Source organism: Rhizobium sp. Leaf311 (genome assembly GCF_001423445.1).
Taxonomy (GTDB): Bacteria; Pseudomonadota; Alphaproteobacteria; order Rhizobiales; family Rhizobiaceae; genus Agrobacterium.
Genome location: NZ_LMNZ01000002.1, coordinates 187,990 through 202,789 on the forward strand (window position 1 = coordinate 187,990; position 14,800 = coordinate 202,789).

The following is a 14,800-nucleotide window of genomic DNA, read 5'->3' on the forward strand; positions in this document are numbered from 1 at the left end:
AAAACAGATGATCTCCAAAATCCTCATTGCCAACAGAGGTGAAATTGCCTGCCGCATCATCCGCACGGCGAAAGCCATGCGCATCAAGACCGTGGCTGTCTATTCCGATGCTGACGCCAACGCGTTGCATGTGCGCCTGGCGGATGAAGCTGTCCATATAGGCCCCGCCCCTTCAAGCCAGTCCTATATCGTCATTGAGAAAATTCTGGACGCGGTCAGGAAGACGGGTGCCGATGCCGTGCATCCCGGTTACGGCTTCCTGTCGGAAAACCCGGTTTTTGCTGAAGCGCTGGGAAAAGCCGGTGTCATCTTCATCGGCCCGCCGGTCAAGGCAATCGAGGCGATGGGCGACAAGATTACCTCGAAGAAGCTTGCCGCCGAAGCGGGTGTATCGACAGTGCCGGGACATATGGGGCTGATCGAGGATGCGGATGAGGCCGTTCACATCGCGTCATCCATCGGCTACCCCGTCATGATCAAGGCGTCCGCTGGCGGCGGCGGCAAGGGAATGCGCATTGCATGGAGCGATGCCGAAGCGCGCGAAGGCTTTCAATCCTCGCGCAATGAAGCCAAGGCTTCATTTGGCGATGATCGCATCTTCATCGAAAAATTCGTCAACCAGCCACGCCATATCGAAATTCAGGTGCTGGGCGATCAACACGGCAATGTTCTTTACCTCGGCGAGCGGGAATGCTCCATCCAGCGCCGAAATCAAAAAGTTATCGAAGAGGCCCCCTCGCCCTTTCTGGATGAGGCCACACGCAAGGCCATGGGGGAGCAGGCCGTCGCCCTGTCAAAGGCGGTTGGCTACCATTCTGCCGGAACTGTTGAATTCATTGTGGATGGGGAGCGCAACTTCTACTTTCTGGAAATGAACACCCGCCTGCAGGTGGAACATCCGGTCACTGAACTCGTGACTGGTATCGATCTGGTTGAACAGATGATCCGTGTTGCCTGCGGTGAGCAACTCTCTTTCTCACAAGACGATGTGAAGCTCAACGGCTGGGCCATCGAAAGCCGGCTTTACGCCGAAGACCCCTATCGAAACTTTCTGCCATCTATCGGCAGGCTTACACGCTACCGCCCCCCGAGTGAGGGCGATCAGCCAGACGGCACCGTGGTGCGAAACGATACGGGCGTTTTCGAGGGTGGCGAAATATCCATGTATTACGATCCGATGATCGCAAAGCTGTGCACATGGGGCAAAGATCGCACGATTGCCATCGATGCGATGGCAGATGCGCTTGACGGCTTTGAAGTGGAAGGCATTGGCCACAACCTGCCGTTCCTTTCGACAGTCATGCAGAATGACCGGTTTCGGGATGGCAGGCTGACGACCGGCTTTATTGCCGAAGAGTTTCCGCAAGGCTTTGAAAATATCGAGCCTAGCGGAGATGCTGCGCGAAAACTGGCGGCCATTGCCGCTGTCGCCCACCACCGTATCCAGACGCGTGCAACGCAGATTTCGGGCACGATTGGCAATCACCGTCGCGTGGTCGGCAGCGAATGGGTGGTTGCATTCATCAATAGCGAGCATCGGCTATCGCTCCAGATGACAGAGAGAGGCGCTATCGTCACCTTTGATGACGGTGCATCGCTGCCGGTCGAAACGCAGTGGTCGCCGGGACAGACGTTGCAGGTGTTTACGGTTAGCAACCAGACCATGGCGGTCAAAATCGATCTTTCACCCTCTGCAATTCGCCTTCGCTGGCAAGGAATAGATGTTTCGGCAAAGGTTCGCACGCCGCGTGTGGCAGAACTGGCGCGCCTCATGCCGGAAAAACTGCCGCCTGATACCTCGAAGTTCCTGCTCTGCCCCATGCCCGGGGTCGTGACATCAATAGCGGTTGCGGTCGGGGATCAGGTGGAAGCAGGACAGGCATTGGCGACGGTGGAAGCGATGAAAATGGAAAACATCCTTCGTGCCGAGCGCCGCGCCCGCGTCAGCAAGATATCCGTCAACGCCGGAGACAGTCTCGCGGTCGACGAGGTGATTTTGGAATTCGAATAGAAGGAGCGGCAGTTTGCGCTGCCGTTTCGCCGCAAATGGGGTTAAATCTGACCAACGATGAGTCGCAGGCTCAACCCCGTCCTCTATCGTAGCCAAGCATCCAACGAGTTATGCCAAATGCCTGACGAAATCCGAGTAAGACTGCGCGATATCGGTTTTACGCCTGGAATTTATGAGACAGGCACATTGAATGCCATGACTGACGTTGCGGGCGTGCGCGTAGGCCATTTTTCCGCAATCGAAGGTGACACCATCCGCACCGGTGCGACTGCAATCATCGCGCATGGTGGCAATATTTTTCAGGAGAAGGTGCCTGCAGCGCTTTCCACCTATAACGGATTTGGAAAATTCGTTGGCGCGACACAGATCGAAGAACTCGGTGAAATCGAAACGCCCATTGTCTTGACGAACACGCTGGCCACCGGACGGGCTGTCGAAGCCATAAACAGGTACACGCTGGCGCAACCGGGCAATGAGCAGGTCGTCTCGCTGAATGCCGTGGTTGGCGAGACCAATGATTCTCGCCTCAATGACATTCGCTCAGCGCGCCCAACCGTGGAAGAAATCACCCATGCGCTGGAGAGTGCGAGCGAAGGCTTGTTCGATGAGGGTGCTGTCGGCGCCGGGTGCGGCACCGTCGCCTTTGGCATGAAGGGCGGCATCGGGACCAGCTCGCGCGTCGTGAATGTGGCGGGGCAGAACTACACGATCGGCCTTCTCGTCCAGTCCAATTACGGTGGTAACCTGCTTGTCTGCGGCCAGCCCTATGTAAACCCGCCGCATGAAGACAAGGATGGTTCGATCATGATCGTGCTGGCAACCGACGCGCCCTTGTCATCGCGCAATCTCAAACGGTTGGCATCACGCTGTTTTGGTGGCCTTGCCCGCACCGGCTCTGCGCTCAGCAATGGTTCCGGAGATTACGCGCTGGCATTTTCGACCGCCGAATCCGTACGCCGCACGCCATCTCGCCGCAGCGGGCTGCACGCCTACCCGGAGCTTTCCAACGATGTGCTCTCACCGCTTTTCGAAGCGGCGATAGAAGCGACGGAGGAGGCGATACTCAATTCGCTCTGCATGGCATCCACCACGGCAGGGTTCAACGCGGCAACCGGCAAACCATCGAAGATATCCGCCATATCAATTGACGCGCTCAAGGCGCTGCTCTCCTCTCGACCTTGAAAAGGAACAAACATGCCCACCGATAACGGCCGTATCGTCTATCTCAACGGTGAATTTCTGCCGGAAACAGAAGCCAAACTCTCCATTTTCGACCGTGGCTTTCTGTTTGGTGACGGCATCTACGAGGTTACATCGGTGCTGGAAGGCAAGCTGATCGACAGTGATCTTCACATGGCGCGCCTGCAACGCAGCGCCGGTGAGATTGACGTTAAGCTGCCCGTCACCACCCAGCAGATTGTCGAAGCCGAGCGCCGACTGGTGAAGGAAAACAAGCTGGAAGAAGGCATGATCTACCTGCAGCTGACACGCGGCGCGGAAGACCGCAACTTCCTGTTTTCTGCCGATCTGGCGCCCACCCTCGTCATGTTTACCCAGGCAAAAAAGCTGCTGGGCGGTGCGCAGGAAGAAACCGGACTGTCGGTAAAAACCGTGCCGGACCAGCGGTGGGCCCGCCGCGATATCAAATCCGTATGCCTTCTGCCGCAAGTCATGGCAAAGCGTCTGGCCAAGGCGGACGGATGCGACGAGGCATGGATGATCGAGGACGGTTTCGTGACCGAGGGTGCGTCATCGACGGCCTATATCGTCACAGCGGACGGGAAGCTTGTCACGCGCGGCAACAGCAACAAGACCCTTCCCGGATGCACGCGGCAGGCCGCGCTGCAATTGGCGGCGGAGGCGGGACTGACGCTGGAGGAACGTGCATTCACCTTGCAGGAAGCGATGGAAGCACAGGAAGCCGCCCTGACCAGCGCCTCGAACTTCGTCATGTCCATCACCACAATCGATGGCAAGCCTGTTGGAACCGGCAAGCCTGGGCCGCTGGTCATGCGCCTGCGCGAGCTCTATCTCGAGCACGCCCGTCGCACGGCGATCTGACACTTCACGGCGCTTGGTCGGCTCAGATCGAGCGCCGGTATTCGACCATCCTTGCGCGGTTCGATACCAGTTCGAGGTGGTCTTCGCCCAGCATGTTGAGACAGACCCGTTTCGTCCAGGGTCCATCGATGAGGGTGAAGAGATAGCGACCGTTGCCCAGCGCCGTCAGCGGCATGGTGTGGCGCACAGGACCTGTCCCCATGGACAGCGCGCCATCGGCAATGTCGAACTCTGCCCCCTCTGGCAATACCCACCGCCCGGAAAGCGCCGCTGGCACCTCATGCTGGCCGACCGGCAGAAAGCGCCGCTGCGCATGTCCAACCTCTCCGACCAGCGCAATCCCGTCTTTGCGCAGGCGCATAGGCGATGATGCGGAGCGGGAGGAGACCCAACCGTCGACGTCTTCATACAGGGTATCTTCAGCGTCGATATAGGTGGCGGCACTGCCCTTTATCTCCAGCCAATAGGGCCCGCTTTCGGTGACATACAGCCCTTCGGGCAGCGTGTTTGACGGTTTTGGCAGCGGCAGGCCGGTCAGAGCCGCCATGGCTTCCAGTGCTATCTTGAAGCCATTGGTGTCCTCCCGGTTCGAGACAACGGCAAAGCCGGTTCCATTGTCAGGATCAGTCAGGAAGTAGCTCTTGTAGCCCGGATGCGAACCGCCATGGCCGACGAAGCGGCGTGCTCCAAGACGCGACCAGCGCAGCCCTAGCCCGTAATCACTCATTCTGCCATCTGCCAGGGGACGTTGCGCCGACAGGCGGTCCAGCACCCCGGCAAAGCCCGCTTCACCGCGCAAAAGCGCCTGTAGCCAGCGCACGAGCGCCTCGCCGCTGCCCGTCAGACTTCCCGAAGCGGAAAGATGCAGGCCCGCGGCTGAGAGTTGCCAGCCTCTGTCGCTTTTCCAGTAACCCGGTGCCAGTCCGCTAACCGGATCGTTCCAGACATCAGGTGCATTCAGGGAAATACCGAGCGGCTGAGAGAGCCTTTCCTGAACGAAGGCGTCGAAGAACAGCCCCTTTCGCTGGAGCGCCGCCTCGACCAGCCGATACCCGGTATTCGAATAGGATACCTCATGGCCCGGCTTGAAATTGAGCCTCGTCATGCGGCAGAGATAGGACAGCAGCGCCTCTGCTTTCGTTTCCGTATAAACGGAAAGACCGAGCAAGGACAGGCATTCTCTCACATCCGGCAAGCCACCGGACATATCCAGAGCGTGGCCCACCGTGAGGTCCGCCAGAGGCGACTGCAATTCTTCAAGATGCATGGAGAGCGGATCATCGAGTGAAATCACGTCGCTGTTCTGCAGCACCATGGCGCAGAAGACGTGCTTGGTCAGCGAAGCATAACGAACGACGCTTTCCGACGTGAATGGAGCGCGCGTCGAAAGGCTTTCAACGCCACCCGAACGTTTGAAACGGATACCGGACAGATCGAAGCCTATGATCGCTCCACCTGGTTCCGCGCTTCCCCACTGAGAGGCGAAACCGTCAGCAACCTTCGCGGCGCGGCTCCAGTCCAAGTCATTCTGCATGTTTTCCGTCCAATGCCTTTTTTGATGCGGCGTTACCCTGTTCTTGCATTGCATTTGCACCTATCTGCCGTTTACAGCAACGCCTGTCATACATTTTCGGAAAGCGACCTCCCCATGAGCAGCCCACAAGCGGTACCCGTATTCGACGGTCACAACGACGTCCTGCTACGTCTGAAACTTTCAGGGCACCCATCCCCGGAACGTCTATTCGTTGATGGCGACACCGTTGGACATATCGACCTGCCGCGCGCGAAAAAGGGCGGTCTTGCCGGTGGATTATGTGCGATCTTCGTGCCGTCGCCTCAGGGCTTCGATGCCAATCGCGACTTCATCGCTCCCGAACAAACGCAGGCTTTGGCGACCACGCTGGGCATGGCCAGCCTTTTGTTTCGCATCGAAGCCGCCTCGAATGGCGGGCTGAAGGTCTGCCGGAGTGCTGCAGATATCCGTAACGCCATGGCCGATGGCGCTTTTGCCTCCGTATTGCACTTCGAAGGCGTGGAGGCATTCAATACCGATCTGGACGCCCTGCATGTCCTCCACCAGTCCGGCCTGCGCTCGCTCGGCCCCGTGTGGAGCCGGCCCAACAGCTTTGCCTATGGCGTGCCGTTTCGTTTCCCTTCGACACCCGATATCGGCCCCGGCTTGACCGATGCCGGCAAGCGGCTGGTCAAGACCTGCAACGAGCTGAAGGTCCTCGTCGATCTCTCCCACATGAACGAGCAGGGCTTCTGGGATATCGCCAAGATCACGGATGCGCCGCTCGTTGCGTCTCATTCCAATGCCCACACGCTGTGCAATCACAGCCGCAACCTCACCGACAGACAGCTCGATGCCATCCGCGATAGCGGCGGCCTGGCCGGCATCAACTTCGGCGTCCTCTTCATGCGCCAGGACGGGGTCAAGAACCCCGATACAGACCTCAGCGAGCTGGTACGGCACGTCGACTACATGGTCGACAGGATGGGCATCGATCACGTTGCGATGGGATCGGATTTCGATGGCACGACAATTCCTGCCGCAATGAAGGATGCATCCGACCTGCAAATGCTCGTCAATGCACTCCGGGATGCGGGCTATGATCAGGCGTCGCTTGATAAAATCTGCCATGGAAACTGGATCAGGGTTCTGGAAAAGACCTGGGGCGCTTAAGCGGAAGCCTTGCCATCCACAGGCCGGTTAAGGGCGCCCGGAACAGGTCTGCGCTGCCCGACCGGTTTTGTGTTCAGAATTTATGAAATAAAAAGCAAATCTTCGTATTTCTGAGAACACAACGAACTAGCGTCACAATGCTGTGGTTGGCCTGACGCAATCTTGTGGAAAAGCATATGACAGAGAAGAACGACGTAGCGCAGGCTGAAGTGGCTGAAGCCGGACTCGAGGGCTTTTTCGAGCGATACCGACCTCATCTCACATCGATTGCGGTAACCGTCGTCTTCCTGATGATGACGTTTACCATCTACAAGCTGACATCTGAGGTTCGCTACGACGACATTGTCGTCGCACTCGCCGATACCAGCTGGCGTGCGGCAGCCCTTGCCGTTCTGTTCACCGGCCTGAGCTTTGCCGCCCTGATCTGCTACGATCTCAACGCGATAGAGTATATCGGCAAGAAATTGCCAGCGCCCTCGGTCATCGCGACAGCATTCATTGCATATGCCGTTGGCAACACCGCCGGTTTTGGCCCCTTGAGTGGCGGTGCTATCCGCTTTCGCGCCTATTCGCGCATGGGGCTCAGCCCTTCGGATATCGCTCGCATCATCGCCTTCGTCACGCTCTCTTTCGGATTGGGATTGCTCGCCGTCAGCGCGCTCTCCACTCTTATCGTCGCCCCAAGGGTTGCCAGCATTCTCGGCATAGAACCCTCATGGTTACGCGGTGGCGCTCTGGCGATCATCTGCGTCATGACCGCCCTGATGTTTCTTGGCCGCAACGGCAGGGTTATCCAGATCCGGCGCCTCAAATTGCGCCTTCCCGATAGCCGAACCTCGTCACGCCAGTTTCTGGTCTCGGCTTTCGATATCGCGGCATCGGCATCCGTCCTTTATGTGCTCCTGCCGGAAACGAATGTCGGCTGGCCAAGCTTCTTTGCCATCTATGCCACCGCTGTCGGCCTTGGCGTTCTCAGCCATGTTCCGGCGGGTCTTGGCGTTTTCGAAACAGTCATGGTCGCCGGTCTGGGCAACGCCATCAGCCTTGATCAGCTTCTGGGCGGTCTCGTCCTTTACCGCATGATCTACCACGTGCTGCCGCTTCTCGTTGCCATCTGCCTCATGCTGGCATCGGAAATGAAGCAGTTCGCTTCCAAGCCGATCATGGCGGATATCGGCAGTCTTGCCGGGCGTCTGGCGCCGTCCCTGCTGTCGGCATTTGCCCTCATTCTCGGCACCATGCTGATTTTCTCGAGCGTGACGCCAACGCCGGACAGCAATCTCGATTTCCTGTCCGGCTTCGTGCCTTTGCCCATCATCGAGGCGGCACACTTTCTTTCCAGTATTCTTGGCCTGGTGCTCGTGGTCGCGTCCCGCGGGCTAAGCCAAAGGCTGGACGGTGCATGGTGGGTGGCGCTGGTTTCCGCGGCGGGCGGCCTCTTCCTCTCGCTGATCAAGGCCATTGCCGTTTTCGAGGCGATCTTCCTCGGCATCTTTATCGTCGCGCTGTTCTTCAATGTCAGAAGCTTCAACCGTCATGCCTCCCTGCTGCGTCAGGCTCTGGGGCCGACCTGGCTCGCGGCGATGGCGGTTATCGTTGCCGGTGCAGCGACAATCCTGTTCTTTGTCTATCGTGACACCGATTACAGCCAGACGCTGTGGTGGCAGTTCGAGTTTTCCGAGGAAGCACCGCGCGGCCTGCGTGCGCTCCTTGGCCTTGTGCTGGCTTCATCAACGGTCGCCATTTTCAGCCTGCTGCGACCCGTCATCTACAGACCAGATGAAATCCATCCTGAGGATATTCAAAAGGCAACCGCGATCGTCGAAAAACAGGGCGTTGCGGACGCCAACCTCGTACGTATGGGCGACAAGCACGTCATGTTGTCGGAGAGCGGCAACGCCTTCATCATGTACGGCATTCGAGGCCGCTCATGGATTGCGCTGGCCGATCCGGTCGGTGACGAGAACGATTTCTCCGACCTTGTCTGGCAATTCGTCGAGCAGGCGCGCGCATCCGGTGCCAGAGCGGTCTTCTATCAGATTTCGCCTGCCATTCTCCCCTACTGCGCCGATGCGGGACTTCGGGCTTTCAAGCTCGGTGAACTCGCCATGGTGGATCTCAAGCGGTTCGAACTGAAGGGCGGAAAGCTCGCCAATCTGAGGCAGTCGCTCAGCCGTGGCGCCCGCGACGGCTTGACGTTCTCCGTCGTTGATACGCCGGATGTTCCTGAAATCTACGATGCCCTGAAGAACGTATCGGACTCGTGGCTGGCGCATCACAACACCCGGGAAAAGACCTTCTCGCTCGGATCGTTCGAAAAGGATTACATCCTCTCGCAGCCGGTCGCGGTATTGCGCAAGGACGGCCAGATCACCGCTTTCGCGAACCTGCTGATGACCGAGACAAAGGATGAAGTGACCGTCGATCTCATGCGCTTTTCGCCCGATGCGCCACGAGGGTCGATGGACTTCCTGTTTGTCAGCATTATTGAATATATGCGCGAACAGGGTTACTCCTATTTCAACCTTGGCATGGCGCCACTTTCCGGCATGTCCAAGAGAGAGGCCGCGCCTGTCTGGGACCGGGTTGGTGGCACATTGTTCGAACACGGCGAACGTTTTTACAACTTCAAGGGTCTGAGGGCGTTCAAGTCGAAATTTCACCCGAAATGGGAGCCACGCTATGTCGCGGTTTCCAACGGAACGAGTGCCGCCTTGGCGCTTATGGACGCAACCGTCCTCATCAGCGGCGGCGTCAGAGGAGTGATTGGTAAATGACAGCCCTCCAATACCTGAAAATCGCATTGCTGGCGGCTGCGACCTTCGTTCCGGTCTGTGCATCCGCACAGGAAGCCAATGGTTTTCAGACAGGCATGATCCCCGCAGACCATATTCTCCTGCCGGACGGAGACCTGACCGCCAATGTCTTCCTGATATCGGGCGCAAGCGGATGGGGTGAGGCAGAGCAGACGGAAGCAGAGGCGCTGGTCGAGAAAGGCGCGGCTGTCGTTGGAATAGACATGCCGAAATACATAGAGGCACTCAAGGCCAATGAGGATGAGTGCATCTATATGATCTCGGACATTGAGGAACTTGCGCAGGAAATTCAGCGAAAGGCCGGAGTGTCCAACTACCGCCCGCCCATCATTGCCGGTGTCGGAGATGGCGCGACGCTTGCGCTTGCCATGATCGCGCAAAGCCCTGCAGCAACAATCAGCGAGGCTGTAGCCGTTGATCCGGTTGCGGGCATTCCGCTTGAAAAAATCCTCTGCACGCCAGCGACCAAGCAGCCGGATAATGGCCGCATGATCTACGGCCTGACAGACGGACCCCTGCCGGCGCCGGTCAGCGTCGTCTTTAGCCCGAAGGCCGATGCCAAGGGCCGCGCGCATGTGGAAGAGCTTACCAAATCCCACCCGGACATTGACGTCAAAGACGTGACGGATGAGGCGCAGGCGGCCCTCGCGCAGGCTCTTACCGACCGTATCGACGCAGCCGGAAACAGCGATGATCCACTTGGGTTGCCCTTGACCGTGCTTGAGGCCAAGCCCACCATGGACACAATGGCCATCATCTATTCCGGCGATGGCGGATGGCGCGATCTGGACAAGGATATCGGCAGCTTCCTTCAGCAGGATGGCGTACCGACCATCGGCGTGGATTCCTTGCGTTATTTCTGGTCGGAGAAAAAACCGCAGGATATAGCCTCGGACCTTTCACGTATCATCGATACCTATCGCAAGGAGTGGAAGGTCAAGAACGTTCTTTTGATCGGCTATTCCTTTGGTGCCGACGTTTTGCCCGTGACCTTCAACACCCTGCCGGAAAAGGACAAAGCCCGCGTCGTTCAGATGAGCCTGCTTTCGCTCTCGCATGAAGTATCATACGAAATCTCTGTCGGCGGATGGCTTGGTGTGTCAGGTTCCGGAGCGCAGGACCCCGTCGCGGATCTGGCAAAGATCAACCCGAAAATCGTGCAGTGCGTTTACGGCACCGAAGACGAAGAAGCTGCTTGCCCTGCGCTCAAAGACAAGGGTGTGGAGACGATCGGGATCGAGGGAGGGCACCATTTCGACGAGGATTACGAGGCCCTGACCAAACGTATCGTTTCATCGTTGAAAAAGCGTCTCGGTCAGTAGCCCAAGGCTGTAATTTCTCGGTCGACATATTGAATACAACACTGCAAGCCGCTAATCCATGTGGTGTCAAATCAATTTGAGATCGACGCATGTTCAAGCCCCCCGGACCAGCCTCCATCTCCACCGCAGAACGCCTGCAACGGCTGGAGCGATTGCGTCTTGCTATGCGCGAGCAAGATATAGACGCACTGCTTCTCGGCTCGACCGAGAGTTTGCGTTATTTCACCGGCCTCGTCTGGCACCAGAGCGAGCGGCTTCTGGGAGCCGTCATCACGCAATCTGCGCTGCACTATATTGTGCCGGGATTTGAGAAGTCGCGCGTCGACACGCTGCCGCATATCGAGGGCGACATCCACCTCTGGCAGGAAGAAGAAAGCCCGGCGGAACTGGTGGCACGGATTGTTGGCAGAGCGGGCCGAATCGCGCTGGATGATGCCTTGCCGCTTTTTGTCTATCACGCACTGGCCAAGGCCTGTGGACAGGACAGGCTTGTCGACGGCGGACATCTCATCAGCGGCCTGCGCAGTCTGAAGTCTTCGGCAGAAATCGAGATCATCCAATATGCGATGGATCTTACGCTTGAGGTCCACAGGCGCGCGCACGCAGCAATGAAACCCGGCATTCGCGCCTCGCAGGTTATTCAGTTCATCGATGAACAGCACCGGGCGCTCAGCGGCGGCAGCGGTTCCTACTTCTGCATCGTTTCCTTTGGAACGGCAACGTCACTCCCGCATGGCGCGGATGGCGACCAGGTGCTGCAGGAAGGCGATGTCATTCTGGTAGACACCGGTTTGCGCATCGAAGGCTACCACTCCGATATTACCCGCACCTATGTGCTGGAAGAACCAGACGCTGCCTTTGCGGATGCATGGGCTATCGAGCGCGAAGCGCAGCAGGCGGTTTTTGACGCAGCCAGAATCGGCGCAGCCTGCGGCAGTCTCGACGACGCGGCCCGCGCGGTCTTTAGGAAACATGGGCTCGGGCCGGATTATGCCATGCCGGGGTTACCGCATCGCGCCGGTCACGGGCTTGGCCTGGAAATCCACGAAGCACCTTATATCGTTCGTGGCAACGCTTTGCCGCTTGCAAAGGGAATGTGCTTTTCCAACGAACCGATGCTGGTCTATCCGGGCAAATTCGGAATACGTCTGGAAGACCACATCTATATGTCGGAGGCCGGGCCACAGTGGTTTACACGCCCTGCCATAGCTCCGACACAGCCGTTTCAATAGAGCTAATAAAGAAGACTGGCTTTTCAAAGTCATTATAAAATATACTTTTTGCAGTGCGAATCATATTGCCGGGGTCAAGCATGTCCGTTGCCGAAAAAAGAAAAACCAAAACACCCGTGCTGGTAGACCGCATCGGGGAATTTATCGAAAAAATAAAAAATACCAAAAAGTCAGACGGCACGTATGACACGAAGAAAATTGGCGCACTCTGGAACGAAGAGGTGCGATTTCACTTCGAAAACGGACGCACGGAAAAGACGCTCGAGCTATATATTGTAAAATATAGATACGCGTTGAAAGACGCCTTCGGTCCCAAGACGACTCCGCTTGCCATCTGCAACATGAAAAAACTTCGGGAGCGGCTGGATACCTATATAAAGGCGGCAGACTATCCCGCCATCGGTGTCGCCACTTCCATCCGGGAAAAACTCGAGCGGGCCGAGGCCAATATGGTTGGCCGCAAGCCGCGTTTTCTCCTGCGCGTTGCCAACTTCATTGCCGCCACCAACGGTGTTTCGACCAAGGCGGAGATGCAGGCCCTGTGGGATCGCGAAATGGACTCGATGAAGGACAAGGCGCAGGCAACCGTAATCTCCTACATCACGAAATACCGGAATGCCTTGCGTGAGGCCTTTGGCGATGAGCACCCGATGCTGCGCATCGCCGCCGGAACGCCTCAGCTTTACGATGAGGCACGCAAGATCAAGATGGCGAAGATTGCCAAGAAGCACGGTTCTTTGATTACATTCGAAAACCATGCCGAAGTCATGAAGCGGTGTCGCCGCTACCTGCTCGCATCCGATCCCATGACGATTGCTATTGGACTGATGGGAACGACCGGGCGTCGCCCCTATGAAATCTTCACACAGGCGGAACTCAAGCCTGCGCCCTATGGCAAGGGCGTTTCGAAATGGAGTGTGCTTTTCAACGGTCAGGCCAAGACCAAGCAGGGCGAAGGCACGAAATTCGGTGTCACCTATGAAATTCCTGTGCTTGAGCAATCGAAAATCGTCCTCGACGCCTATCGCCGCCTGCGCGAGAGTAGCGATGGAAAGCTTTGGCTGGGGCTAAGCGTCGACGACTTCACCTCGGAAGTTCGTCTGCCCCTGCGGGATGCAGTTATCGCCAAATTCGAAGATATCTGGCCCAAGGAAGAACCGGCAAAACCCTATGGCCTGCGTCATCTCTACGCGGAAATAGCGTTCCGCAATTTCGCGCCCCCACGGGTCACCAAGAACAGCTATTTCGCCGCTATCCTTGGCCACAACAACAATGACCTTGAAACCTCATTGTCATACATGACCTACACCTTTCCCGAAGATGCTGACCGGTCCAAGGCGCGCGCGGAGCATCTGGCGGATCGCACCATCAACCAGATGCGGACGATCAATCAGATACCGGGGATGCCGGAGAGCTAAGCGCGAGACCTTCCAGACATTCCCAAAGAGACGCAGCCGACAAGGAGTGCGCGGGCGTGTGCGCATGGGATTTTTGCTGCTCGAAATATCTGGCCTGCACCTGTCGCTCAAGACTGCTTGACACAAATGAAACGGGCATCTAGCAAGATGGAACATATATTCCAAAATGGGTTTCGTGCTCGCGCCGACTTTCTATTCTCGACCGCGACCAACGCGCCCAGATGACCAGATCGGGAGGAAACGATGGTTACGAAATTGGCCTTGCTGGGTGCCGGGCGCATTGGGAAAGTGCACGCCAAGGCAATTGCCTCTGACAAGCGTGCAAAGCTGGTTGCCGTGGTGGACGCCTTTCAGGAGGCAGCTCAGGCGATTGCCGATGAAACCGGTTGCGAGATCAGCACCATCGATGCCGTTCTCGCCAATCCCGACATTGATGCGGTTATCATCTGCACACCTACCAATACCCACGCCGATCTGATCGAGCGCTTTGCACGCGCTGGCAAGGCTATTTTCTGCGAGAAGCCGATCGATCTGGATGTCGCACGTGCCCAATCCTGCATCGATGTGGTGGAAGAGACGGGCGCCAAGATCATGCTTGGCTTCAATCGCCGTTTTGATCCGCATTTCCGTGCCGTGCGCAAAGCAATAGATGACGGCCAGATCGGCAAGGTCGAGATGGTGACCATCACCAGCCGTGACCCGGGCGCGCCGCCGCCGGAATATATCAAGGTTTCGGGCGGCATCTTCCGCGACATGACCATCCATGATTTCGACATCGCCCGGTTCCTGCTCGGCGAAGAGATTGTCAGCGTGTTTGCAAGCGGCTCCGTTCTCGTGGACCCCAAGATCGGGGAACTCGGCGATTACGATAGCGCCAGTATCGTCTTGACCACGGCGACGGGACGTCAGGCGATGATTTCCAACTCACGGCGCGCGACCTATGGCTATGATCAGCGCATCGAAGTCCACGGTTCGCTCGGCTCGGTAGCCGCAGAAAACCAGCGGCCCGTTTCCATCGAGATCGCGACGAAGGATGGCTATACGCGTCCGCCTCTGCACGATTTCTTCATGACGCGTTACACAGCAGCCTACGCCGCCGAGATCGCGGCCTTCATCGATGCCATCGAGAACAATGCCGCACCCTCGCCTTCCGCAAAGGACGGCCTCATCGCCTTGAAGCTGGCCGATGCGGCACTCAAATCTGCACGCGAAAAAACCGTCGTGCATTTGACCTGATGGTTGCCGCGAAGGTGT

At 57.5% G+C, this 14,800-nt stretch carries 10 protein-coding genes; 9 read left to right on the top strand and 1 reads right to left on the bottom strand.

All coding sequences use genetic code 11. The features are described from left to right. Positions 1 to 7 precede the first annotated feature (7 nt). The 3 genes from ASF69_RS05050 (at position 8) to ASF69_RS05060 (ending at position 4,072) form a co-directional block, all read left to right on the top strand. Positions 8 to 2,011: an acetyl/propionyl/methylcrotonyl-CoA carboxylase subunit alpha gene (locus ASF69_RS05050; protein ID WP_062585975.1), complete on the top strand. Its 2,004-nt coding sequence runs from the start codon at positions 8 to 10 to the stop codon at positions 2,009 to 2,011. Positions 2,012 to 2,128: 117 nt separating this feature from the next. Further along, entirely contained in the window at positions 2,129 to 3,193 is a 1,065-nt protein-coding gene (locus tag ASF69_RS05055; protein ID WP_062585977.1) for a P1 family peptidase, read from the top strand. A 12-nt stretch (positions 3,194 to 3,205) separates the two neighbouring features. Continuing rightward, complete coding sequence (locus ASF69_RS05060) at positions 3,206 to 4,072, top strand: D-amino-acid transaminase (RefSeq protein WP_062585979.1); 867 nt, start codon at positions 3,206 to 3,208, stop codon at positions 4,070 to 4,072. A gap of 22 nt (positions 4,073 to 4,094) precedes the next feature. Here ASF69_RS05060 and ASF69_RS05065 read toward each other — a convergent pair whose 3' ends face one another. Beyond that, positions 4,095 to 5,606, bottom strand: coding sequence for a serine hydrolase domain-containing protein (locus ASF69_RS05065; protein WP_062585980.1), 1,512 nt, complete (start codon positions 5,604 to 5,606; stop codon positions 4,095 to 4,097). Positions 5,607 to 5,720: 114 nt separating this feature from the next. Here ASF69_RS05065 and ASF69_RS05070 point away from each other — a divergent pair, with 114 nt between their 5' ends. The 6 genes from ASF69_RS05070 (at position 5,721) to iolG (ending at position 14,782) form a co-directional block, all read left to right on the top strand. Continuing rightward, positions 5,721 to 6,758 (top strand): dipeptidase, encoded by a 1,038-nt coding sequence (locus ASF69_RS05070; protein ID WP_062585982.1) that lies wholly within the window; start codon positions 5,721 to 5,723, stop codon positions 6,756 to 6,758. A 176-nt stretch (positions 6,759 to 6,934) separates the two neighbouring features. Continuing rightward, complete coding sequence (gene mprF / locus ASF69_RS05075) at positions 6,935 to 9,535, top strand: bifunctional lysylphosphatidylglycerol flippase/synthetase MprF (RefSeq protein WP_062585984.1); 2,601 nt, start codon at positions 6,935 to 6,937, stop codon at positions 9,533 to 9,535. Continuing rightward, complete coding sequence (locus ASF69_RS05080) at positions 9,532 to 10,896, top strand: AcvB/VirJ family lysyl-phosphatidylglycerol hydrolase (protein WP_062585986.1); 1,365 nt, start codon at positions 9,532 to 9,534, stop codon at positions 10,894 to 10,896. Before mprF ends, ASF69_RS05080 begins: the two co-directional genes overlap by 4 nt. An 89-nt stretch (positions 10,897 to 10,985) precedes the next feature. Then, positions 10,986 to 12,128, top strand: coding sequence for a Xaa-Pro peptidase family protein (locus tag ASF69_RS05085; RefSeq protein WP_062585987.1), 1,143 nt, complete (start codon positions 10,986 to 10,988; stop codon positions 12,126 to 12,128). Between the two features lie 80 nt (positions 12,129 to 12,208). Further along, a complete protein-coding gene (locus ASF69_RS05090; RefSeq protein WP_062585990.1) occupies positions 12,209 to 13,546 on the top strand; it encodes a telomere resolvase in 1,338 nt (445 codons plus the stop codon). Positions 13,547 to 13,789: 243 nt separating this feature from the next. Next, positions 13,790 to 14,782, top strand: coding sequence for an inositol 2-dehydrogenase (gene iolG / locus ASF69_RS05095; RefSeq protein WP_062585992.1), 993 nt, complete (start codon positions 13,790 to 13,792; stop codon positions 14,780 to 14,782). Positions 14,783 to 14,800: the final 18 nt, after the last annotated feature.